The sequence below is a fragment of the Ruegeria sp. AN6 genome, assembly GCF_056540425.1.
Genome location: NZ_JBQFWR010000007.1, coordinates 42,477 through 63,483, shown reverse-complemented (window position 1 = coordinate 63,483; position 21,007 = coordinate 42,477). Strand labels below are relative to the sequence as shown.

Annotated in this window: 22 protein-coding genes; 5 read left to right on the top strand and 17 right to left on the bottom strand. The window is 56.6% G+C overall.

Going from position 1 to position 21,007, the window contains the following annotated elements; all coding sequences use genetic code 11:
* Positions 1 to 12: 12 nt before the first annotated feature.
* From ACR0MQ_RS12615 to ACR0MQ_RS12595, 5 genes are all read right to left on the bottom strand, one after another.
* A complete protein-coding gene (locus tag ACR0MQ_RS12615; RefSeq protein WP_170770115.1) occupies positions 13 to 651 on the bottom strand; it encodes a glutathione S-transferase in 639 nt (212 codons plus the stop codon).
* 66 nt (positions 652 to 717) lie between these two features.
* Positions 718 to 930: a hypothetical protein gene (locus ACR0MQ_RS12610; protein WP_010438892.1), complete on the bottom strand. Its 213-nt coding sequence runs from the start codon at positions 928 to 930 to the stop codon at positions 718 to 720.
* Positions 931 to 983: 53 nt separating this feature from the next.
* Positions 984 to 2,765, bottom strand: a complete 1,782-nt coding sequence (locus tag ACR0MQ_RS12605) for an acyl-CoA dehydrogenase C-terminal domain-containing protein (RefSeq protein WP_170468805.1) — start codon at positions 2,763 to 2,765, stop codon at positions 984 to 986.
* A 36-nt stretch (positions 2,766 to 2,801) separates the two neighbouring features.
* Positions 2,802 to 3,203 carry a MerR family transcriptional regulator gene (locus ACR0MQ_RS12600; RefSeq protein WP_039536426.1) on the bottom strand — a complete coding sequence of 134 codons (402 nt, stop codon included), beginning with the start codon at positions 3,201 to 3,203 and terminating at the stop codon, positions 2,802 to 2,804.
* 173 nt (positions 3,204 to 3,376) lie between these two features.
* Positions 3,377 to 3,745, bottom strand: coding sequence for a MerR family transcriptional regulator (locus ACR0MQ_RS12595; RefSeq protein WP_170770117.1), 369 nt, complete (start codon positions 3,743 to 3,745; stop codon positions 3,377 to 3,379).
* 117 nt (positions 3,746 to 3,862) lie between these two features.
* Between ACR0MQ_RS12595 and ACR0MQ_RS12590 the strand changes: the two genes are divergently transcribed.
* Genes ACR0MQ_RS12590 through ACR0MQ_RS12580 form a run of 3 tightly spaced genes read left to right on the top strand, consistent with a single transcriptional unit; the run spans position 3,863 to position 6,118 of the window.
* On the top strand, positions 3,863 to 4,282 hold the full coding sequence (locus tag ACR0MQ_RS12590) for a PaaI family thioesterase (RefSeq protein WP_010438901.1): 420 nt from the start codon (positions 3,863 to 3,865) through the stop codon (positions 4,280 to 4,282).
* A gap of 1 nt (position 4,283) precedes the next feature.
* Positions 4,284 to 4,799 (top strand): PaaI family thioesterase, encoded by a 516-nt coding sequence (locus ACR0MQ_RS12585; protein WP_010438904.1) that lies wholly within the window; start codon positions 4,284 to 4,286, stop codon positions 4,797 to 4,799.
* A 2-nt stretch (positions 4,800 to 4,801) separates the two neighbouring features.
* Positions 4,802 to 6,118, top strand: a complete 1,317-nt coding sequence (locus ACR0MQ_RS12580) for an MATE family efflux transporter (protein WP_170770930.1) — start codon at positions 4,802 to 4,804, stop codon at positions 6,116 to 6,118.
* Here the strand turns inward: ACR0MQ_RS12580 and arsC are convergent.
* The 4 genes from arsC to ACR0MQ_RS12560 are packed head-to-tail and all read right to left on the bottom strand — an operon-like array spanning position 6,115 to position 8,274.
* Entirely contained in the window at positions 6,115 to 6,456 is a 342-nt protein-coding gene (gene arsC / locus ACR0MQ_RS12575; RefSeq protein WP_480608557.1) for an arsenate reductase (glutaredoxin), read from the bottom strand. The genes ACR0MQ_RS12580 and arsC overlap by 4 nt on opposite strands.
* Complete coding sequence (locus ACR0MQ_RS12570) at positions 6,453 to 7,511, bottom strand: quinone-dependent dihydroorotate dehydrogenase (RefSeq protein WP_480608555.1); 1,059 nt, start codon at positions 7,509 to 7,511, stop codon at positions 6,453 to 6,455. Before ACR0MQ_RS12570 ends, arsC begins: the two co-directional genes overlap by 4 nt.
* A complete protein-coding gene (locus tag ACR0MQ_RS12565; protein ID WP_170770122.1) occupies positions 7,508 to 7,939 on the bottom strand; it encodes a DUF1330 domain-containing protein in 432 nt (143 codons plus the stop codon). Before ACR0MQ_RS12565 ends, ACR0MQ_RS12570 begins: the two co-directional genes overlap by 4 nt.
* Complete coding sequence (locus ACR0MQ_RS12560; protein ID WP_170770124.1) at positions 7,936 to 8,274, bottom strand: DUF952 domain-containing protein; 339 nt, start codon at positions 8,272 to 8,274, stop codon at positions 7,936 to 7,938. The genes ACR0MQ_RS12565 and ACR0MQ_RS12560 overlap by 4 nt, the downstream gene beginning before the upstream one ends.
* A gap of 109 nt (positions 8,275 to 8,383) precedes the next feature.
* Here ACR0MQ_RS12560 and ACR0MQ_RS12555 point away from each other — a divergent pair, with 109 nt between their 5' ends.
* Positions 8,384 to 9,967: a bifunctional metallophosphatase/5'-nucleotidase gene (locus tag ACR0MQ_RS12555; RefSeq protein ID WP_170538761.1), complete on the top strand. Its 1,584-nt coding sequence runs from the start codon at positions 8,384 to 8,386 to the stop codon at positions 9,965 to 9,967.
* Positions 9,968 to 10,017: 50 nt separating this feature from the next.
* Here ACR0MQ_RS12555 and ACR0MQ_RS12550 read toward each other — a convergent pair whose 3' ends face one another.
* Positions 10,018 to 11,670: a tetratricopeptide repeat-containing sulfotransferase family protein gene (locus tag ACR0MQ_RS12550; protein ID WP_480608552.1), complete on the bottom strand. Its 1,653-nt coding sequence runs from the start codon at positions 11,668 to 11,670 to the stop codon at positions 10,018 to 10,020.
* Between the two features lie 146 nt (positions 11,671 to 11,816).
* Here ACR0MQ_RS12550 and mnmH point away from each other — a divergent pair, with 146 nt between their 5' ends.
* Positions 11,817 to 12,869, top strand: a complete 1,053-nt coding sequence (mnmH, locus tag ACR0MQ_RS12545) for a tRNA 2-selenouridine(34) synthase MnmH (protein ID WP_480608550.1) — start codon at positions 11,817 to 11,819, stop codon at positions 12,867 to 12,869.
* Here mnmH and selD read toward each other — a convergent pair.
* Genes selD through ACR0MQ_RS12510 form a run of 7 tightly spaced genes read right to left on the bottom strand, consistent with a single transcriptional unit; the run spans position 12,860 to position 20,955 of the window.
* Complete coding sequence (gene selD, locus ACR0MQ_RS12540) at positions 12,860 to 15,019, bottom strand: selenide, water dikinase SelD (RefSeq protein ID WP_480608548.1); 2,160 nt, start codon at positions 15,017 to 15,019, stop codon at positions 12,860 to 12,862. The two genes, mnmH and selD, sit on opposite strands and share 10 nt — an antisense overlap.
* Before the next feature lie 5 nt (positions 15,020 to 15,024).
* Positions 15,025 to 15,411, bottom strand: coding sequence for a Na+/H+ antiporter subunit G (locus ACR0MQ_RS12535; RefSeq protein ID WP_010438925.1), 387 nt, complete (start codon positions 15,409 to 15,411; stop codon positions 15,025 to 15,027).
* Between the two features lie 7 nt (positions 15,412 to 15,418).
* Entirely contained in the window at positions 15,419 to 15,688 is a 270-nt protein-coding gene (locus ACR0MQ_RS12530) for a K+/H+ antiporter subunit F (protein WP_010438928.1), read from the bottom strand.
* Positions 15,685 to 16,182 (bottom strand): Na+/H+ antiporter subunit E, encoded by a 498-nt coding sequence (locus tag ACR0MQ_RS12525; protein WP_170770931.1) that lies wholly within the window; start codon positions 16,180 to 16,182, stop codon positions 15,685 to 15,687. The genes ACR0MQ_RS12530 and ACR0MQ_RS12525 overlap by 4 nt, the downstream gene beginning before the upstream one ends.
* Positions 16,182 to 17,729, bottom strand: coding sequence for a monovalent cation/H+ antiporter subunit D (locus ACR0MQ_RS12520; protein WP_170770133.1), 1,548 nt, complete (start codon positions 17,727 to 17,729; stop codon positions 16,182 to 16,184). The genes ACR0MQ_RS12525 and ACR0MQ_RS12520 overlap by 1 nt, the downstream gene beginning before the upstream one ends.
* A complete protein-coding gene (locus ACR0MQ_RS12515; RefSeq protein WP_010438934.1) occupies positions 17,726 to 18,085 on the bottom strand; it encodes a Na+/H+ antiporter subunit C in 360 nt (119 codons plus the stop codon). The genes ACR0MQ_RS12520 and ACR0MQ_RS12515 overlap by 4 nt, the downstream gene beginning before the upstream one ends.
* Complete coding sequence (locus ACR0MQ_RS12510; RefSeq protein ID WP_170770135.1) at positions 18,085 to 20,955, bottom strand: monovalent cation/H+ antiporter subunit A; 2,871 nt, start codon at positions 20,953 to 20,955, stop codon at positions 18,085 to 18,087. The genes ACR0MQ_RS12515 and ACR0MQ_RS12510 overlap by 1 nt, the downstream gene beginning before the upstream one ends.
* Positions 20,956 to 21,007 lie beyond the last annotated feature (52 nt).

Sequence of the window (21,007 nt, the reverse complement as noted above, 5' to 3'; positions counted from 1 at the left end):
GGGGTCTTCTCCTTAAGCTCGATCCGACGGATTGCCGGGCATCAGGTCGTAGGGGTGTTTCCAACCGGGTTGTTCGCTGAGGCGCGTCAGCCAGGCGTCAATATTGGGCCAGTCGGCGCGATCAAAGCCGAATGGTTCGGGGTAATAGAGGTAGCCGCAGCAGCTGATGTCAGCATTGGTCACGCCGTTGCCAACGATCCAGTCACGACCGTCAAGATGGGCGTTCAGCGTCTGATAAGCTGCCTTAAGGCGGCCCTGGTTGAACGCGATAACATCCGGGTTGCGGTGCTTCTCGGGCAAGAAGTTGATCAGGAAACGGGTCAGCCCGGCCATCGAGCTGAGCTTGTGGTTATCCCACAGAACCCATCTGAAAATCTCGTAATTCTCATCACGATCCTTGCCACCGAATTTTCCCGATTTTTCGGTCACATATGCCTGAATCGCGCCGGACTGACTGGTGCGAAAATCACCGTCCACCATCACGGGGGCTTCACCCATCTCATTCACTTCTGACCGAAATTCAGGGGTGCGAGTCACACCCCCGAAGAAATCAACAAAGACCGGCTCCCAGTCCAGACCGGACATTTCCAACGCAAGTGCGGCTTTGTAGCTGTTTCCGCTTTCACCAAAGCAATGCAGTTGAATGGTCATGAGCGCGCCCCTCCCAAGGCATAAAAATATGTTTTCGGTGCTACCTTCAGTGGCCAGCACGAAGTTTTAACGTTTTCGAGCTTCCAGCTCTGAATTAAATATGCGCAGCCTATGCGTCAGGTTTTCGTGATCGATCACGCTGTTGAAGTTCTCAAAAAGGAACGACAAAGCCTCACCTTCATCCAATCCCGCCTCTCGTGCGAAACCGCGGAGCTTACGGTAGCCGTCCTCGGTCATCGCGACCGGAAATCGGCGGGTCAGGCGAAAGCGTTTTGGCATCTTGTCTCCTCCGTTGGTGGGCTCGGGTTGCTATAACCGAGCCCACACTGAGATCAGAAGTTCGCCGCGTCCAGTGCCATCACCGTGTCCGCCCCTGTCTGGATGCGGGCCAGATGCATGGCTGTCGCGGGCAGGCGGCGGGCCATATAGAAGCGACCGGTATTGATCTTGGTCTCGTAGAACTCTTTATCCGAGGCACCGCCGTCCAGTGCGTCCTGAGCGGCCTTTGCCATCTGCGCCCACATCAGGCCCAGGCAGACATGGCCGAACATGTGCATGAAGTCATATGACCCGGACAGAGCGTTGTTGGGGTTCTTCATGCCTTCCTGCATGAAATACATGCCAGCGGCCTGCAGGTCCTTGGACGCGGCTTTCAGCGGCTCGATGAAGGCCTTGTCATAAGCTTCATCCTTGCCGCCGTTTTCCTTGCAGAAGCTTTTGACCATTTCGAAGAAAGCCATGACATGCTTGCCGCCGTCCTGAGCCAGCTTCCGACCCACAAGATCCAGCGCTTGAACACCGTTTGCGCCTTCGTAGATCATCGCGATGCGGGCATCGCGGGTGTATTGCGACATGCCCCATTCTTCGATGTAGCCGTGGCCGCCATAGACCTGCTGCGCCTGAACAGTCATGTCGTAGCCTTCGTCAGTCAGGAAGCCTTTGATGACTGGCGTCAGCAGTGAGATCAGCCCGTCCGCGTCTTTGTCTCCCGAGCGGTGCGCCTTGTCGATCATGGTCGCGCCCCACAGGATGAACGCACGTGCACCCTCGGTGAAGCTTTTTTGATCCATCAGGTTGCGGCGGATGTCGGGGTGCACGATCAGCGGATCGGCGGGGCCGTCCGGGTTTTTCACGCCTGTAACATCGCGGCCCTGCAGGCGATCTTTTGCGTATTCCAAGGCGTTTTGATAGGCCGCTTCGGCCTGAGACAGGCCTTGCATGCCCACACCTAGACGCGCTTCGTTCATCATGGTGAACATGGCGCGCATACCTTTGTGCTCTTCGCCCAGCAGCCAGCCGGTTGCCTCGTCATAGTTCATTACACAGGTCGAGTTGCCGTGGATGCCCATCTTCTCTTCGATTTTGCCGACCGAAACACCGTTACGCTCGCCCAGCGAACCGTCTTCATTCACGATGAATTTGGGGACAATGAATAGCGATACGCCCTTGATGCCCTCGGGGCCGCCAGGGATTTTGGCCAGCACCAGATGGATGATGTTGTCGGCCATGTCGTGATCGCCAGCCGAGATAAAGATCTTCTGGCCGGAAATCTTATAGCTGCCATCGTCCTGCGGTTCCGCCTTGGTGCGCATCAGGCCCAGATCGGTACCGCAATGCGGCTCGGTCAGGTTCATGGTGCCAGTCCATTCGCAGCTGACCATATTGGGCAGGTACTTATTCTTTTGCTCATCCGTGCCGTGCGCCAGAATGGCTGAGGCCGCGCCGTGTGTCAGGCCCTGATACATCACGAACGCCTGGTTCGCGCCCGAGAACATCTCACCCACCGCTGTACCGATGACATAGGGCATATTCTGGCCGCCATACTCTTCCGGCATGTCGAGGCCCGTCCAGCCGCCTTCTTTCATCTGCTCAAAGGCGTCTTTGAAACCTGTGGGAGTGTACACAATACCGTTTTCCAACCGGCACCCTTCGGTGTCGCCCACCACGTTCAGCGGGTGCAATACGTTGGAGGCAACCTTGCCAGCCTCTTCCAGAACCGCGCCGGTAAACTCGGCTTCCAGTTCGTCATAGCCGGGGATATCCGACTGTGAGATTTTCAAAACGTCGTGCAGGATGAACTGCGTGTCTTTGGTTGGCGCGTTGTAGACGGGCATGTGAAGCTCCCTTAATTCATATGTCCGGAGGCGGGTTTATTCAGCCGCCTTCTTTTCCTGTTTCATCGAGGCGATCACCTTCTCGCCCCAGCGCAACTGCTCTTTCAACTCGTCGATGGCCTGTGTCAGCTCTTCGCGGCGCGATTCCATGTCAGCAAGGCGCTCGCACGCGATTTCATATGTGCGGGACATCTGTGTCAGCTGTTGGTCACCCACGTGATACAGGTCCAGAAGCTGGCGGATTTCTTCGAGGCTGAAGCCAAAGCGCTTGCCGCGCAGGATCAGTTTCAGGCGTGCACGATCCCGTTTGGTGAACAGGCGTTTTTGGCCCTCGCGGATCGGAAACAAAAGCTCTTTGGCCTCGTAGAACCGCAATGTGCGGGGCGTGACATCATATGTCTCGCACATTTCGCGGATGGTCAGCAGATCTTCGGTCATGGTTCAAACTCTCATCACTGGCGTCATGCAACCTGAGTTGCGCAGTCGATGAGCGTTTTACAACACACAAGTGACGTTTACGTAATGCGGACGCTGCGTCACAAATAAGTTGACGTAACATCCGGTCGCGTAAACAGGGGTTTCGGCAATTTTGTTGCCGTAAGGGAAGGGGGCTATTTCAGCAATTCGACAGTCTGATCGCGCAATTGCTGCAACGCATCCATCGCCTCATCCAACTGCGCGCGTTGCTGACGTAGCTCTTCCATTTGTCGATCTGCCATCTCGATGAAGGTCGCCATCTGGGCCTGGTTGCCCTGATCTTCATAAATCAGCAGCCACTGCCGGATCTCTTCCAGAGGAAATCCAAACTTACGACCACGCATGATCAGTTTCATCCGGGCGCATTCTCGGGGGCCGTAATATCGCGACCGACCTTCGCGGTCCGGTTGCAGCAACTCGATATACTCGTAATAGCGCAGGGTGCGCGGGGTCACGTCGAACTCGGCGCACATCTCTTTGAATGACAAACGGGTGTCGGACATTCTGGGTCTCCTCGGCTGCAACCTAGGGCGTCGTTGCGGCAAGCGCAACAGGTGGGCTTGCCCTTGGCGTAAACGCAGGCCCATAAAGGGGCTGCTACAAGGATAGGACCCAACCCCATGGTCGATAAGACAGTTTTAGCGCGGCAGTTCATCGAGGCGATTCCGCATGCAAAAGCCCTGGGGCTTGATTTGACCCATATCGGAGAGGGTGAGGCCGAAATCTCGATGCCCTACAACGAGCAACTAATCGGCGACCCCAGAACCGGAGTAATCCATGGTGGCGCGGTTTCTGCCATGCTTGATACTTGCTGTGGTGCTGCGGTGATGAGCCACCCATCGGCCCCCGGAGGAACCGCTACAATCGATCTTCGTATTGACTACATGCGGGCCGCGACGCCCGGTCAAAGTATCCGGACGCGGGCGACCTGCTATCACATCACGCGCAATGTGGCCTTTGTTCGTGCGACGGCGACGGATGATGACAGCGACCGACCGGTTGCTACTGCCTCGGGCGCATTCACCGTGGAGGGGCGCTGAGATGGCAAGACCTCGCCCCGAACCCATGCAGGTAGTCAAGCAACGCCGTGATGCCGCTCTGACCGCTTTGGTCGAAGGTGTGCCGTATATTCGGTTCCTCAACATTACATTCGACCGGCGTGGGGACGAACTGACAGGTGTACTGAATTTCGATGAGAAGTTGATCGGCAATCCCTTTCTGCCTGCCATCCACGGCGGTGTGACGGCGGCGTTCCTGGAAGTCACTGCCGTTATCACGCTGAGTTGGGAGCATATGTTCCCCAGGATTGAAAGCGGTGAGATCGGTGCCGAAGATATCTTGACCGACGAGAATATCCGCTTTCCCAAAACCATCGACTTCACGGTCGATTACTTGCGGTCTGGTTTGCCGCGAGACGCTTATGCACGCGCATTCATCAACCGATCGGGTCGACGTTATGCTTCTGTCCGGGTCGAGGCTTGGCAGGACAACCACGCCAAACTCTTTGCGCAAGGCACCGGGCATTTCTTAATGCCGCAGCCTCCGACAAAGCCGTGAGCTTGGAGGAGGCCAACGCGCCCATCACCCATCGGCGCGTCCTGAAAATCGCGATGCCGATCGTGCTGTCGAACGCGACCGTGCCGATCCTTGGCGCGGTCGATACCGGCGTTGTCGGTCAGATGGGGCTGGCAGCACCTATCGGGGCAGTGGGCATGGGTGCGGTGATCCTGTCGGCGATCTACTGGATTTTCGGCTTTCTGCGGATGGGGACCACCGGGCTGGCCGCACAGGCGCGCGGTGCGGGCGATACAGCAGAAACCGGAGCGTTGCTCATGCGCGGCTTGCTGCTGGGCGGAACGGCTGGGTTGGTCTTCATTGCGGCGCAAGTCTGGGTGTTCATTGGGGCCTTTGCACTGTCTCCAGCCAGCGCCGAGGTTGAGTCTCTGACGCGCGCTTATCTCGAGATTCGCATCTGGGGGGCTCCGGCCACCATTGCACTCTATGCAGTAACAGGCTGGTTGATCGCAGTTGAACGCACGCGAGGTGTATTCATCCTGCAGATCTGGATGAACGGGCTGAACATCGTGCTGGATCTATGGTTCGTGCTTGGCCTTGGATGGGGTGTCGAAGGCGTTGCCATTGCCACTCTGATCGCCGAATGGACAGGCCTTGCGCTGGGCTTCTGGCTGTGCCGAGAGGCGTTTGGCGGCAAACAGTGGCGGGATTGGCCGCGAATTTTTGACCCAATGCGTTTGCGCCGGATGATGCAGGTAAACGGTGATATTATGGTGCGCTCGGTTTTGTTGACCGGGGCATTCACAACGTTTCTGTTTGTCGGATCCGATTTGGGCGACGTGAATTTGGCGGCCAATCAGGTGCTGTTGCAGTTTCTCGAAATCACTGCCTTTGCTTTGGACGGCTTTGCCTTTTCGGCAGAAGCTCTTGTCGGAGGAGCCGTCGGCGCGCGCGACCGCCGGAAGGTCCGGCGCGCGTCGGTCATGGCTTCGCAATGGGGCGTTGGCGGGGCCATCGGGCTAGGGCTGGTGTTTTATCTGGCAGGGCCAGCGCTGATCGATCTGATGTCAACATCGCCCGAAGTTCGGGCGACAGCGCGCGAATATCTGATTTGGGCCGCACTGGCACCGGTCATCGGCGTGGCAAGCTGGATGTTCGACGGCATCTATATCGGGGCCACCTGGACCCGCGATATGCGCAACGCGATGATCCAGTCGGTCGCATTGTACGTGGTCGCGCTGTTCGTGCTGGTGCCGACGATGGGTAATCATGGCCTCTGGGCCGCGCTGATGGTCTTGAACATCGCGCGTGGGCTTACGCTTGGTTGGCGCTATCCTCGACTTGAGGCACAGATCGCCTAAAGCAAGTCCAGCAGGTTCTCGGGCGGGCGTCCGATAGCGGCTTTGTCGCCCGCGATGGCCAACGGACGCTCGATCAGGGTCGCGTGGTCGGCCATGGCCTGAATATGCACCTCATCGGGCGAGGTTTTGGTCAAACCCAGCTCTTTGAACGTCTTCTCTGCGGTGCGCATCATGCTGATCGCCGGGATATTCAGTTTAGCCAGAACTGTCCGGATTTCACCAGCCGAGGGCGCGTCTTCAAGATATTTGCACACCTCAGGCTGTGCACCGTTTTCCTTCAGCAATGCCAACCCCGCGCGGGACTTGGAGCAGCGCGGGTTGTGCCAATATTCGATCATAGCCAGTCCTCTCGTTTGCTGCCGACAGCTTGCGCGACCGAGGTGTATCCGTCGTGTGCCAGCAGGTCATCCAACCCCTGCGCGATTTCAGCGGCCAGAGATATCCCGCCATAGACCATCGCTGTGTAGAACTGCACTGCGGACGCTCCGGCACAGATCTTTGCATAGGCCTGATCTGCCGTGCTGATGCCGCCAACCCCGATCAGCGGGATATCTGCGCCTGTCAACTGGCTGAGCTGCGCCAGCACTTGCGTCGATTTCTCGAACAGGGGCGCGCCGGATAGGCCACCAGCCTGATCCTTGTGTGCACTGCGCAGGCCATCGCGCGACAGCGTGGTGTTAGTGGCGATCACCGCGTCCACGCCGGTTTCACCGGCGACATCGGCGATATCCTGCAATTCGGCCTCGGTCAGGTCCGGGGCGATTTTCAAGAAGATCGGGATCGGGCGAGGCAGGGCGTTTCGGGTTTCAATCACACCGCTCAGCAACGCGCTCAGCGCCGCTTTGCCCTGCAAATCTCGCAGCTTTTCGGTATTGGGCGAAGACACATTGACGGTGGCAAAGTCCAAGTGCGTAGCGCAATGGGCAAGCACTTTGGCGAAGTCTCCGGGCCGATCATCACTGTCTTTATTGGCCCCGAGGTTCAACCCGATGACAGCGTCCTCGGGACGCTGCGCCAGACGCGCGGCCATGATCTCCATTCCCTCGTTGTTAAAACCAAAGCGGTTGATCGCCGCGTGGTCTTCCGTCAGGCGGAAGAGGCGCGGTTTTGGATTGCCGGGCTGTGGGCGGGGTGTCACCGCGCCCACTTCAATAAACCCGAATCCAGCACGCGAAAGTGGTGCCAGTGCCTCACCATTTTTGTCAAACCCCGCAGCTAGTCCAACGGGGTTTGGCAATTCCAGGCCTGCAACACGGGTTTTAAGCCGATCCGATGTGACCGGCCCGGGCGTTGGTGCCAGCCCCGAGGTCAGGGCCTTGATCGAAAGCCCATGCGCGATTTCAGGGTCAAGGCGGTGCAGGGCGGCCAACCCCAGTTTCTCAGTCATTTTCATCCGAAGGAATCTCCACCTTCTGTCGGCGCACAACGGATCAGGCGCGAGGTTTCAACGGCGGCTTGCCGGTGCATCACGGCAGCGCGATAAGCGGGGTCGGTCACCATCTCAAGAAACGCATGGGCGGTGGGATAACGGGCGATGAACACTTCGTCCCATTCTTCATCCTGCGGCCCGATAAGCGTAGTCTGAAACGTACCGCGCCAAAGGATCGTTGCGCCTATGCGGGCGAAGATTGGGGCAGTCTCTGCCCCGTAGTTGCGGTAGGCTTGCGCTCCGGTCAACCCAGCATTAGCCAGCGGATGATCCGACGGATACTGTGCTGTCTCGCGGAACTTCACCAGGTTGAGCATCTCGATCGGTTGGTCACGGTTGAGGTCTTTGAATGCCTCAAACTGTTCCCGATCCGGGTCGATGAAGCGGGTCATTCCATCCCCTCCGGGAACCGGTGGGCTTGACCATCAAAGGGTAGGTCTTGCGACCAAATCACGTCCGACATTCGAATTTGACGATAAAGGTGAGGAAACAGCGCGCCGCCGCGCGAGACCTCCCATTTCAGATCGTCGCCCATAGCATCGGCATTACATGCCAGAAGTGTTAACCCCGCGATACCAGCGAAATGCTTGGCGGCAGTCTCCTCAGCCTGCTCTGCGGTTGAGAAATGGACGAACCCATCTGTCACATCAATCGGAGCCCCGTTCGAGGCTCCGTGTGCCTGCAAGTCGGCCCACTCGTCGGCCCGGAAAATCTTGTAAATCAGCATATCGGTCTGATGCCTTGCGAGGCTGATGGAATCAAGCTGGATTTCCCCCTTTGACTCTTTGCTGCGCAACGCGCACGATCACGACAAAACAACGATAGGGAGTTTTGAGATGTTCACCCGATTTTTAACTTCGGTCGCTGTATTGGGCCTGACAGCCGGTATGGCAGCGGCCGAATACAAGCTCACGATTCTGCATACGAATGACATTCACAGCCGCATCGAATCCATTAACAAATACGATTCGACCTGTGACGCCGAGGGTGAGGCCGAAGGCAAATGCTTTGGCGGCGTTGCGCGCCTGAAGACAATTGTGGATGCCAAGCGCGGCGAATTGGCGGACGAAAATGTCCTGCTGCTGGACGCGGGCGATCCGTTTCAGGGTTCGTTGTTCTATACGACCTATAAAGGTGCTGCCGAAGCAGAATTTATGGAAGCCATCGGTTACGATGTGATGGCGGTTGGCAATCACGAGTTCGATGACGGCCCTGCGGGCTTGGCCGCTTTCGTAGATACTGTCAGTTTCCCTGTGATTTCGGGCAACCTGGACCTGTCTTCTTCGGCTGAACTAAAGGGCAAAGTAGATAACCACGTTGTACTGGACGTCGGCGGCCAGAAAGTAGGCATCATCTCAGCCCTGGCGACGGATACCGTTGAAACTTCGAGCCCGGGCAAAGACGTCGTTTTTCAAGACGAAATTGAAAGCCTTCAAGCCGATGTTGCCGCCCTGCAAGACGAGGGTGTGAACATCATTATCGCGCTGACCCATGTGGGGCTGCCCAAAGATATCGAGATCGCCGAGAAAGTGCCGGGTCTGGACCTCGTAGTTGGCGGGCATTCGCACACATTGCTGTCGAACACGAATGAAGACGCCGCAGGCGCCTACCCGACAATGGTGGGCGACGTCCCGGTGGTTCAGGCCTATGCGTATTCGAAATATCTGGGTGAGATCGTGCTGACATTTGACGATGACGGCAACCTGATTTCGGCAGAAGGTGAGCCGATCCTGCTGGATGCCTCGGTCACTCCAGATGCAGATATCGCGGCGCGTGTCGCGGAAATGGGCGCCCCGATTGAAGAGATGAAGCAGCGTGTTGTTGCCAATTCTGGCGCGACCATCGAAGGATCTCGTGATGTTTGCCGTGTGCAGGAATGCGAGATGGGCAATCTGGTTGCGGACGCGATGCTTGCGCGTGTGGCAGATCAGGGTACTCAGATCGCTATCGCCAACGCTGGTGGGCTGCGTGCTTCAATCGATGAAGGCGAAGTGACCATGGGCGAAGTTCTGACGGTTCTGCCGTTCCAGAACACGCTCTCGACCTTTGAGATCAGCGGCCAGGGTGTCATCGACGCACTTGAGAATGGCGTGAGCCAGGTTGAAGAGGTCAAAGGTCGCTTCCCGCAGGTGGCGGGCATGACCTTTACCTGGGATCCATCGGTCGCACCGAATGAAGGCCGGATTGTCGAGGTCATGGTCGCCGACGGTGACGGCTTTGCGCCTATCGATCCGGCGGCGACATATCTGGTTGTCACAAACAACTATGTCCGCAACGGTGGTGACGGGTACAGCGTATTCTCGGGCGATGACAAGAACGCTTATGACTTTGGCCCCGATTTGGCGGATGTAACAGCCGAATACCTTGCCGAAAACGCCCCATATCAGCCCTATCTGGACGGTCGTATCAAACAAAAGTAAGGCTAGCACAACAAACGGAGAGGCCGCCCACTACAGGCGGCCTTTTTGATTCAGTCGAACTTGTACTCAGGCCAAAGCGCTTGGTCGAAGCCGTCTAACATAGGTTGAATGTGGTCTGTGACATCACGCCAGCCGCCTATGGAACGGGTCGAGATTCTCTGGCGTACCTGATCGACACTGGCAGTGCGCACTTGCTGTGTGTTTCTTTCAGGGTGCATCATCTGTTCGTCCCATCCGATGCCGCAAAACGCTGTAATGTTCTTGCTATGAGTTTCAGGATCGGCGACCAGCTCTTCGTAAGATACCGACAGGATACGGTCCCCGAAGATGTTGTTCCAGTGCGCCATATAGCACCTGTACAGGTTGGCTGAATGCGCAATTGCCTTAAGATCAGACGCATAGCGCAGCCCCGGTTCAGGAAAACGCCTGATCCATTTGGATAGGCCCACATCCCGCGGATCGCGGATCATGTTGATAACGCGGGCTTCAGGGAAAGCCGCTAATAAAAATCCAACCCGCTGATAATTGTGAGGCATCTTGTCGACAAATGCAGTTGAACCCTTGGGGGGCGGTGGCATTAGTCTGCGGAATTCCTGTGCAAAGTCTGCGGCTGCTTTCGCGTCAAAAGGCGTGTTCGAATCCAGATAGGAATTTGAAAGATCAGCCCCCAGCATAAGCTCTCCGCAGCCAACAACACCGGGTAGGGAACTCAACATCATTTCCATCAATGTCGTGCCCGACCGGGGCTGCCCCACCACAAAAATCGGTCTCGGGTCGCCGTCAGGCATCGAACCAATTGAAGACATATCATCGGTGAACAGGCTGCAAATTTCGCTTTGCTTTTTCTCTTCAATTGCAAAGTCATACGGGTTTGTCGCATGTTGTGCCGCATTGGCGCGCGCGAATAGAGGCAACGCCACATGCAACCCCTTGCGTGCCAAAGTCACGTTTGCCTTTGCAAAGCCAAGCAATGAATCGTCGTGATCGCTTTGTGAAATCGCGGTTTCAATGGTGTCGGCAAGTTCGTCTGCTTGCTTTTCCTCCGCTACCATGGACATTTGGTATAGCGCCACAGCTGAAACAGGATTTGCCGCAAGAACAGAGAGCAAGATCTGCCTTGACCCGTCCTTGTCGCCAGCCTGATGCAGGTTCACTGCTTTTCGGATGGCGATGTCTTCTTTTTCAGGTGCTATCTCAAAGGCGCGTGAAATATCTTCGGTGCTTTGTTGCGCAAAGCCGATCTGCCCATAGGCCCGGGCACGCGATGATAGCAGATCAGCATTATCAGGATCAGTCGCCAATTTTTGCGTGGCATGATCGATGATCAAGCGCCAGTTCTGCCCTTTGAGCTGGATTTCGTCGATGACACGAACCAGTTCTTTGCTGTTGGGGAAACGCGCCAGCTTTTGTTCGGCATACGTAAGCGCGCGTGGGATTTGCCCTGTTTGCATCAGCGCATTTGCCAGATTTTCAACAAATTGCACATCGTCAGGCTTCATGCGCGATGCTTCGGCGAAATGGGGAATGGCTTGCTTGTACCGCTTCATCTCGGTGAGCACAAAACCAGCAATGGCTTGATAATCTGAATCCTTGGGGAATTTCTTGATGCCCAGTTGCGCCTTTTTCAGTGCCTGAGGCAGCTTTCCCGCCTCAAGGTCACTTAGTGCTTTGCTTTTGAGAGAGTTCGGGGTCTGTTGTGCCATTCGAGCGCAGGTCCCATGAATGAAATCTATTTAGAAAGTTCATTACCCAAGCGCACGCGTATTGCAATGGCTCATCAATGCGGCGTTCCGGTGTCACTGATGGCCGCTTGCTTTTCTTCTGCCGATAGGCGCGATAGACCGTTGGCATGACATTGAAATTCTCCAGTCTGGCACAGCTTTACAGCCACGAGTTTGATACGGTCATCGACGTGCGAAGCCCAGCTGAGTTCGCCGAGGATCACATGCCCGGCGCCATCAACCTTCCCGTTCTGAACGATGAAGAGCGTGCGCGGGTTGGCACCATGTATGTCCAGCAAAGCCCGTTTCTGGCCCGCAAGTTGGGTGCGGCACTGGTGTTTCGCAATGCAGCGGGTCACATTGAGAATCGACTTAGCCACCATGAGGGAGACTGGAAACCCTTGGTTTATTGCTGGCGTGGTGGTCAGCGATCCGGGTCCTTCGGCTGGATGCTGCAACAGATTGGCTGGCGTGCCGAGGTGGTTGAAGGCGGATACCGATCCTACCGCCGGATGGTGAAGCAATATCTTTATGATGATGCGCTGCCCTATCGGTTGGTCGCGCTGGACGGATACACCGGGACTGCCAAAACTGACCTGCTGGCGCACCTGCGGACGCTAGGTGTTCAGGTGGTTGATCTGGAAGGGTTGGCCAATCACCGAGGATCATTGTTGGGCGAAATGCCCGGCGGCCAACCCAGTCAGAAAGCGTTTGAATCTGCTTTGACCGCAGCTCTGGTTGAATTGGACGAGGCGCGGCCCATCGTGGTTGAGGCGGAATCGTCGAAAATCGGAAACCTGATCTTGCCACCCAGCCTGTGGTCTGCCCTGTGTTCGGCACCCCGAATTCAGATCAATGCGCCGATCGAAGCGCGCACGGCGTATCTGGTTTCGGCCTATGACGACATCTTGTCAGATAGAGAAAGGCTACGAGACCGATTGTCACCGCTGCGGCTTCATCGTGGCCATGATGTTGTCGATGGTTGGTTGGATTTGATTGACGCGGGGGATAAAAGGGCTCTGACTCAGGCACTGATGGAGCAGCACTATGATCCGGCTTACGCCAAATCCCGCAAAGCACAACACGCTGAGGTAATCGCCCAGATTGTTGCCCCGTCACTTGATGGCAAGGGGTTGTCAGCGACAGCGGAACAGATCGAAAGGATACTTGATCAGTTGTGAACGCGCAGGCCCGGTGTTGTGTTCAGGTGGCCGATCAGAGCAGCAGGATAGCCGACGGCCTGCAGTTGGGCACATAGATGTTCAGCCTCCTCGGATGCAACGGCTGCCAACAGACCTCCGGCTGTTTGGGGGTCGAACAACAGGCAAGCTTTGCCTCCGGTTGGAAGTTCAGGGGTTATGGAGCGGTTATCGGCGTAAATTGTGGATCGGATGCCCTGATCACTTAGTTCAACTGCACCTTTCATAACCGGGATCTGCGCCAGAGACAGGGTCGCGCCACATCCCGAAGCCTCACACATGCCCTGCAGGTGACCTGCCAGACCGAATCCTGTGACATCGGTCATCGCGTGGGCGCTTCTTAAGATGTGGGATGCCTCGCCTTGCGGCTGTATCATGTGCTCTAAAGCGGATACGACCAAATCTCCTTTTGCTTGCCCGGCCATTTCAGCGGCCATCAACACACCGCTGCCCAGTGGCTTTGTCAGGATCAAGGCATCACCGGAATTCGCACCGCCTAGCGTGATGGGTTCGGCTTCGCAAAGACCTGTCAACGTGAAGCCAATGGTCAATTCATCACCCATCGAACTGTGCCCGCCCACAATTTCAGCACCGGCCTGATGCATGACGGTGCTGGCAACCTGCATGATTTCGGCCATCGTGCGTTGCTGGAGTTTAGCGGACATGCGGGGCAGGATGATTGTGGCCGTCGCGGCCTGTGGCTGTGCGCCCATCGCCCATATATCACCAAGTGCATGAACGGCGGCAATTCGGGTCATCAAGGTCGGATCATTGGTGAAGCTGCGCAGATGATCCGAAGTAATAACCTGTCGTACACCACCGGTCTTCAGCAATGCCGCGTCGTCGCCAGGTAGGTGAGTGATGTCAGGCTTTTCAAGCCGCGGCAGTTCGGCCAGCGCGGTTTGCAGCGCTCTTCGACCGATCTTGGCACCGCATCCACCGCACATCGGCTTTTCTCCCAGTAACTCTTGCATCCCAGCAGTGTGATACCGAGGCAGAGTGGGGGCGGGCATTTGGGGCAGTTCACGAAATCTGTTCATGAAACGCTGATCGATGCGGTTCTTCCACTTCCACATGAGCGGTCCGCTGAACGAGGTTCCCAATCGTTCGGCAAGCGCAGATTTTTGGCCGAGCGAGATGAGCTTCAGGTAATCCTTTTGAGGCGCATACCGCCTCATCTTCCCGGCACCCAGTGCAGCGCGCAGATTGTCATACAAGATCGGTGCCTCGCGCACCGCGTATACCCCGGCTTTGGGACGCGGGTTATCTGAAAGGTGCGCACAATCACCGGCGGCAAAGATCGCAGGATCGCTGCATTGCAGGAACGCGTTCACCTGGATGAAGCCGTCTTGAAGCGCGAGGCCGCTGTTGGAAATCCAATCATATGGCCGTGCGCCTGCCGCTCCGGTGATGAATTCGGCAGCGATCTGATGACCGTTTGACAGATCAATTCGCCCCTTTGAAATTTGTTGAATGGAAGCGTGCTCAAGAACCTCGATCCCTAATTGCTTCATGGCCTGACGGATGGTTGCTGAGGCTTTTGGAACTGTTGCGGACAGGGCGGTTGCATTATCGATCAAAGTGAGCTTTGCCGTGCGCCCCTTGGCACGCAGGGCATGGGCCATTGCCATGACCAATTCAGCACCCGCAACACCGCCACCGATCACCGCGACCGAGGCGGGACCTGTCTTTGAAAGATACTCCTCCCATTGTGCGGCGAAGCGGCCAAGGGGTTTGGCGGGGACCGCATGGTCAGAAAACCCAGGCAAGGCAGGCATATCTGACGTGATCCCCACGTTGACCGAGGCAACATCAAACGCCACCGGCGCGCGTCCGGGAACATGGATTTGACGTCTGTCCGGATCGATCCCCTCAACTGTGCCCAATATTACCCGAGCCCCTGCATAGCGGGTGAGACGGACCAGATCGATATCAAGTTCCCAACGCTGATAATGGCCAGCAACAAAGCCCGGCAACATTCCCGAATAGGGCGCGGTAGGGCCGGGATTGATCACCGTAATACGCGCACCCGGCAACGGGTTCATCCCCCATTTGCGTAGCAGTAGCGCATGGGTGTGACCCCCGCCAATCAGAACCAGATCGCGGGTCAGGGGCAGTGGTGGAGTGTGCATTGTAACTAGTTCGCGCTGTGGTCCGGGACGTCTTCAACCTGCTCAACGGCGTGGGTGGCCCAAAGCTCATCCTCGCCCGCATCAGGCAAATCACTGGGCTTTTCATGTCGATGAATGTGCCATTTGGCAATGAACAGGGCCGTGATCGGTGCCGTCAGGAAAAGGAACAGCGTAATCAACAGCTCATGCAGTGAAAGTTTGCCCTCAAGCAGCACTGAATGTGCGATCGAAGCCAGGAGTACACCTCCCACACCCAGCGTTGTCGCTTTGGTTGGTGCGTGCAATCGCGACATCGGGTCTTTCAGCTTAATCATGCCAAACGAGCCGACAAAGCCGAATATGCCCGAGACGATCAGGAAGAAGGCAATGAGCAGTTCGAAGATGAATGTCATGCCGCCCTCACTCGATGATGTTGCCGCGCAGCATGAAGCGCGCATAGGCCACGGTTGAGACAAAGCCCAGCATTGCGATGATCATCGCGGCCTCAAAGAAAATCTCGGTTTCGATGCTCAGCCCATACAGTATCAGCAATGCGATGGTGTTGATCACCATTGTATCCAGTGCCAGTACACGGGTGCCCACGCCATCTGCAGTGATGATCCGCCAAAGGCACATCATGATCGCCGCTCCGAAACAGGCGAATGCAAAATATATCGCATATTCGATCATTCGAAAATCTCCTTAAGGCGGCGCTCGTAGCGGCTTTTGATCTGGTCGCGCACTTCCTCGGGGTTTGGCGCATCCAAGCAGTGTACCAGCAGATTGTGCCCTTGTGCGGACAGATCACAGCTAACGGTACCGGGTGTCATGGTGATAGTTCCAGCAAGTACTGTGATCGCTTCTGGCGTACGCAGTTCGAGCGGGACACAAACGAAACCAGGTTGGCGGTCGGCATCCTTTTTAAACAGGATAATTCGAGCGACTGCGATATTGGCCATCACGATATCCCACAGCACGACCAGCATGTACTCCACGACCATTGGCCAATTGCGCAGCTTGGGACGGTCAGGCCAATAGGGTTGCGTGATGAACGGAATAATGATCCCCAGCAATAGTCCGAATACAAGCGAGTTCAGCGACGGCGAATTCGCCAGTAAAATCCAGACGATCGTCAGAAGTACGGTCAGATGAGGGTGGGGGAATATCCGGTGTAGCAGCTTAATCATTCTTCCCTCCCCAGCACAGCCGAGATGTAGTTCTCGGGGGTAAACAACTGTTCTGCGGTTTTACTGGTGTACTGCAGTGCCGGGCCAGCAAATAGTGTGAGCAGTACCAGACCAAGAACCGCGCCAAAGACTGAGGTAAACGCAAGGGCTGCGTGTGGTTCAGGCGCAATTGCGGTGGCACCTGGTTCTTCTTCGGAATCTGGTTCAGTTGGCGGGATTGCCTGTACGTCGTGGCACTTCCAGAAAATGAGCGTGCCGGCACGGGCCAGTCCGACAATGGTCACGAATGATCCGATCAAGATCACAGCCCAGACCGCATTGGCATCCGGTGCCCCGCGCGAGGCGTCAAGAACAAGCAATTTGCCGATGAAACCGGATAGTGGGGGCATTCCTGCCATCGCAATGGCACCAACAAAGAAGAGGGCCGAGATCAGCCCGGTTTGCGGCATCAGTGCAGTCGGCGTGATGGCACCTCCACGACGTTCCATCACCATATCCGCCACCAGGAACAGCAAAGCGGTCGCCAGTGTCGAATGGAAGACGTAATATAGAGCTGCCGCCGTTGCGACCTCGCTGAACAGCGAGATAGCGATGAGCAATGTTCCCATCGAGGTAATGGCGCAGAAGGCAACCATCCGTGCGATATGCTGTGAGCCCAGAATGCCTACGGCACCAACCGCCAAGGTGACCAATGCTGCAGGTTGCAACCACGCACCAACCAGCCCTTCGGTTGCGGCAACGTCCGGCCCGAAGACCAGAGTATACACCCGCAGGATAGAGTAGGCCCCGACCTTTGTCATGATTGCAAACAGGGCGGCCACAGGTAGAGGCGCATTGGCATAACTTGCAGGAAGCCAGAAATGCAGCGGCAGCACGGCAGCCTTGATACAGAACACCAACAGCAGCAGAACGGCCCCAACCCGTAGCAGGGCGGTATCCTCGGGTGGAATTTCTGCGACCCGAACAGCCAGATCAGCCATGTTGAGCGTGCCGGTGACGGCGTAGATAGTTCCAAGCGCAAACAGGAAAAGGGTTGAACCCAGCAGGTTGTAGGTGACGTATTGCACCCCTGCCTTCAGCCGGACCGCTCCGCCTCCGTGTGTCATGAGGCCGTACGAAGCGATCAGAAGGACCTCGAAAAACACAAATAGGTTAAAGGCGTCCCCTGTCAGAAAGGCCCCGCAAACACCCATGAGCTGGAAATGGAAAAGGGCGTGGAAATGCTTGCCCCTATCATCCCACCCGGATCCGATGGCGTAAAGAACGATGGGCAGGGCCAGCAACGCAGTAAGCAGCACCATCATGGCCGACATCCGGTCCAATACCAGCACGATGCCGAATGGCGCAGGCCAATCGCCCAGCTCATAGACCTGGATTTCCCCGGTTGTGGCTTGCGCTGTGATGGTCAGTGCGATCCCCAGCAGCCCGACTACCCCCGCGACCGAGAATATGCGTTGCAAATCCAGATGATATCGCAGGACCATGATGATGAACGGGGCCAGGATCGCGGGCAGGACGATCGGCGCAACGATCCAGTGGTTCATGCGTCTTCTCCCGGTGCATCCACGCTGTCGCTCGCACTCATGTCAATATGGTCATCCTTCGAGGACAGATAGGCAGACAGGGCGATCATCACGATCACCGCGGTCATCCCGAACGAGATCACGATTGCCGTCAGAACCAGCGCTTGCGGCAGCGGATCGGTATAGGGCACATCTTCGTATTTGTTCAGAACGGCCGGGGCGTCCAGCGCCAAACGTCCTGTGGCGAACAGGAATACGTTCACGGCATAGGTGATCAGAGACAGGCCCAGAATAACCGGGAAGGTTCGGCGGCGCAGGATCAGGAAAATCCCGGCGGCGGTCATCACACCTACGGCAGAGGCTACGAGCGCTTCCATCAGGCCTGCTCCTTCTCATTTTCATCTTCCGGAGGATTGTCTCGCAACGGATTGATATCCATCGGGAATTCCTGCGCCATGCCCGGCTGCCAGGCGAACCGCGACAGGCTGTCGAGCGCCAACATCACCGCCCCCAATACGGCGAGGAACACTCCGGTATCGAACAGAATTGCAGTGGCCCATTCGAACTCTTCCAGAGGTGGCCAGTGGATATAACCGAAATCACTTGTCAGGAACGGGCGCTCATTAAACCACGCGCCTAAACCGGTGGCGGCGGCAATCAGGACACCCCAGCCGATCGTGCCGTGGTAGTAGAACCGTTGCCGTTCGATGGCCCATGTGTATCCGCTGGCCATGTATTGCATCAGATATGCGATGGCGACGATGAGGCCTGCGATAAAGCCACCTCCGGGCTGGTTATGGCCACGGAAGAAGATGTAGGCACCAACCATCAAGGCAATTGGCATCATTACCCGTGTGGCGACAACCATCATCAGAGGATGCGAGTCACCTGACTGCGGCCAGTGCGGTTTGCGGTTCAGCAAATAGCCGCGCACGTTGGTGCTCAGAACCGCTTCGGTCAGGGCAAAGATGATCAGGGCGGCAATACCCAGCACGATGATCTCGCCAAATGTATCAAAACCCCGAAAGTCGACGAGGATTACGTTCACCACATTGGTGCCGCCACCGCCCTTGTAGGAATTCGCAAGATGGAATTCCGAAATCGTCGGAAAGGCGAAATCCCGCATCATCAGCGCGTAGATCAACGCGCCTGAGCCGATCCCGGCAACAACCGAAATCGCTGCATCGCGCCAGCGCCGTGCGGCGCTGCTGTCCCAAGGCGTTTCGGTGGGCAGGAAGTTCAGCGACAGCAACAACAGGATCATGGTTACAACTTCAACTGAAATCTGCGTCAGTGCCAGATCGGGGGCCGAGAGATAGTTGAACGCCATGGATACGATCAGACCGACAACCCCAATCAACACCAGTGAGAGCAGGCGGTTGCGGTGAAACCACATGATGGCAAGTGTCGCCGCGACAAGGCAAATCCAACCGATGATGGGAATGATCTGGGCCGGGAGCGGCACCCTGGTTTCTATGCCTATCGTGCCAGTTGCAAAGGCGTAGTAACCGATGCCGACCGTGAAGGCGATCAGGATGATGGCATAGCGGCTGATCACGCCGTTGTGCAGCTCATCCGTGATCCACTGGCTAAGGCGGGTCAACGCGCTGATGACTGCTTCGAAGATCACCTTGGCCTCGGGGCGGGGCAGGGCATTCCAGATCTGCTCACCCCTGCGATGCAGGGACAGCAGGAATAAACCACCCAGTGTTGCTACCGCTGACATGTAAAGCGCGGGCGTGAAACCATGCCACAGTTTCAGCGAATAATAGGGCAGCTTCTCACCACCAATCACGGCGCTGGAGACAACCGCGACCAGTGGGCCGACGATCGCCGCGGAATAGAGGCCAATAAGGACCACCAGAACCACAAGGAACGCAGGCGCCAGCCACAACCCGATAGGGGGGTCATGCGGGTGAGCTGGATAATCTTTGCGTTCAGCACCCAGAAAAACATGCGCGACAAAGCGGAAGGAATAAGCGGCAGAGAACAGTGCGGCCAACAGCGCCAGACCGGGAACCAGATAATGCGAGTGCAGCCAGGTCGTATGCACCGTTTCTTCCAGCATCATCTCTTTCGACAAGAAACCATTCAGCGGAGGCAGGCCAGCCATCGATAGCGCAGCAATGGTTCCAATGGTGAAGGTGATCGGCATCAGGTGACGCAATCCACCTAGGCGCTTGATGTCACGTGTGCCGGTTTCGTGGTCAATGATACCAGCGGTCATGAACAGAGCGGCCTTGAATGTAGCGTGGTTGATGATGTGGAAGATGGCTGCCACAGCCGCGATCTTGGTGCCAAAACCCAGCAGCATGGTCACCAATCCAAGGTGTGAGACTGTCGAAAATGCAAGCAGTGCCTTGAGATCGTCCTTGAACAGCGCAATCACTGCACCCAACAGCATGGTGATCAGCCCGGTGGTGGCGACGATGTAGAACCACGCATCCGTCCCAGCCAGAACCGGCCACATCCGGGCCATCAAGAACAGACCGGCTTTTACCATCGTGGCAGAGTGCAGATAGGCTGAAACTGGTGTCGGTGCAGCCATGGCGTGCGGTAGCCAGAAATGAAACGGGAATTGTGCCGACTTGGTGAAACAGCCCAGCAGTATCAGGATCAGCGCGGGCAGGTAGTAGGGCGACGCCTGTATCAGTTCTTTGTTCTGCAGGATGACGCTTAGATCGTAGGAGCCAACGATGTTGCCCAGGATCAGCATCCCGGCGATCATCGCCAGCCCGCCTGAGCCGGTGACAGCCAGCGCCATCCGGGCACCTTGCCGCCCTTCGGGCAGATGCCTCCAATAGCCGATCAAAAGGAATGAGCTTAGGGACGTAAGTTCCCAGAAAATAAGAAGAAGTAATATGTTGTCAGACAGAACGATACCGACCATCGCGCCCTGAAACAACAGTAGATAGGTATAGAACTGCCCCATCGGATCTTCGCGTGACAGGTAAAAACGCGCATACAGGATTATCAGCAAGCCGATCCCTAAGATCAGCAGCGCGAACAGAAAACCCAGCCCGTCGAGCATGAAATTCGCGTTCAGCCCCAGCCCCGGTATCCAGTCAAATCGCGCAGTCACCACCTCGCCGCGCATGACGCTGGGAATATGGATCAATAGTCCCATGAGGGCGAGGAATGTGGTCAGCCCTGCCGCGGAAGCTGCTGCGTTTCGTCCTGCCCGGATCAAGAGGGCCGGAAAAACAGCTCCGAGGAAGGGAAGGGCCGCGATAAGGAATAGGGACAAGTGCGATACTCCGGTCTGGGCGGTCAAGTTAGTCCTGATTTTGTAGGGAAAA